The sequence below is a fragment of the Pseudonocardia pini genome, from assembly GCF_013870575.1.
Taxonomy (GTDB): domain Bacteria; phylum Actinomycetota; class Actinomycetes; order Mycobacteriales; family Pseudonocardiaceae; genus Pseudonocardia; species Pseudonocardia pini.
Map to the genome: position 1 here is coordinate 1 of NZ_JACBXB010001100.1, position 1,342 is coordinate 1,342.

A 1,342-nucleotide genomic window follows, 5' to 3' on the forward strand; every position below is an offset into this window, starting at 1 on the left:
CCCCGGGCAGCCCGCGGACGCCGCGACCAGCAGCCGCACCATCCCCGCCCGCCGCTGCCCCATACCGCTCTCCCCGCGTAGTCCGTTCAGCCCCACAGCCGGTCCATCGCACGGCGGCAGGCCGGCGTTGCCGAGGCTCGTCAGAACTGGGGACGCCCGGGTTGCCGCCGCTGCGTGGGGTGCGGTTGACTCATCGCGTGATGCGCATGCGGCTCGAGTTCTTCTGGCCGAGCCGCCGCGTGTTCGAGTTCGACGAGTTCTGTCTCCCGGCCGCGTAGTCGCGGTTGTTCTGCGCGTCCGCGCGGCCGTCCCGAGTCCCGCACCCGGTACGCATCCCCAGGAGACACCCATGTCCGTCACGGACGAACTGCTCGCCAACAACTCCCGCTACGCCGAGTCCTTCGGCGGGCAGCTGCCGCTCCCGCCCGCCAAGAAGGTCGCCGTGGTGGCCTGCATGGACGCCCGGCTCGACGTCTACCGGATCCTCGGCCTGCAGGAGGGCGAGGCTCACGTGATCCGCAACGCGGGCGGCGTGGTGACCGACGACGAGATCCGCTCGCTCGCCATCAGCCAGCGGCTGCTCGGCACCGAGGAGATCATCCTCATCCACCACACCGACTGCGGCATGCTCACCTTCACCGACGACCAGTTCAAGCAGTCCATCCAGGACGACACCGGCATCAAGCCGCAGTGGTCCGCCGAGGCGTTCCCCGACCTCGACGGCGACGTCCGCCAGTCGATCGCCCGGATCAAGGCCAACCCGTTCGTCCCGCGCAAGGACTCCGTGCGCGGCTTCGTGTTCGACGTCGCCACCGGCAAGCTCAACGAGGTCGTCTGAGGCGTCGGCCCCGTCCGGGCTCCCCTCAGCGGGAGGCCGGGCGGGGCTTGTCGACGACGCGGTGGTACGCCTTCATCCCGTACCGGTCCACCGCCGTCCGGATCAGCCCGAAGATCGCGCCCTGGATGGTGGCGGCGAGCAGCACCTCGCGCGTGCTGTAGGCGCGGGAGAGCGCCTGCGGCGTGTGCGGTTCCTTCGAGATCTGCTTCCAGATCAGTCCGAAGACCTGGCTCGCCACGAGGCCGCCCAGCATGCCGGACACGACCCCGACCGGCTTGTAGGCGATCTTCAGTGCGCCCGGGAGGTCGTCGCCGATCTCCGGGTCCGTCGTCTTCTGGCTCATGACCGCCACGTACCCGAAGGATCGCCCGCCCACACGCCGGGTCGCGGGCCCGTCGCCCACGCCCCAGGATCGCGACATGGGCGAACCGGAGCGCACCGCCGACGGGCGCTGGATCGTGGTGAGCACCAGGGCGGTGGTGGCCATCGCGAGCACCCGCGGCA

General features: G+C 70.7%; 2 protein-coding genes. One reads left to right on the forward strand and one right to left on the reverse strand.

The features are described 5' to 3' along the window. The first annotated feature begins 349 nt into the window (after positions 1-349). The gene (locus H5J29_RS32880; protein ID WP_181784789.1) at positions 350-838 is read left to right on the forward strand and encodes a beta-class carbonic anhydrase; all 489 of its coding nucleotides are present in this window, start codon (positions 350-352) and stop codon (positions 836-838) included. 25 nt (positions 839-863) lie between these two features. On the opposite strand, the gene H5J29_RS32885 is transcribed toward H5J29_RS32880, so the two are convergent. Continuing rightward, positions 864-1,342, reverse strand: a 479-nt coding sequence (locus H5J29_RS32885) for a DUF4235 domain-containing protein (protein ID WP_246394585.1), incomplete at its 5' end; no start/stop codon positions are given.

Excerpts from the sequence above, each read along its gene's own strand:
- H5J29_RS32880 (WP_181784789.1), top strand. The coding sequence starts at position 350 with ATGTCCGTCACGGACGAACTGCTCGCCAACAACTCCCGCTACGCCGAG.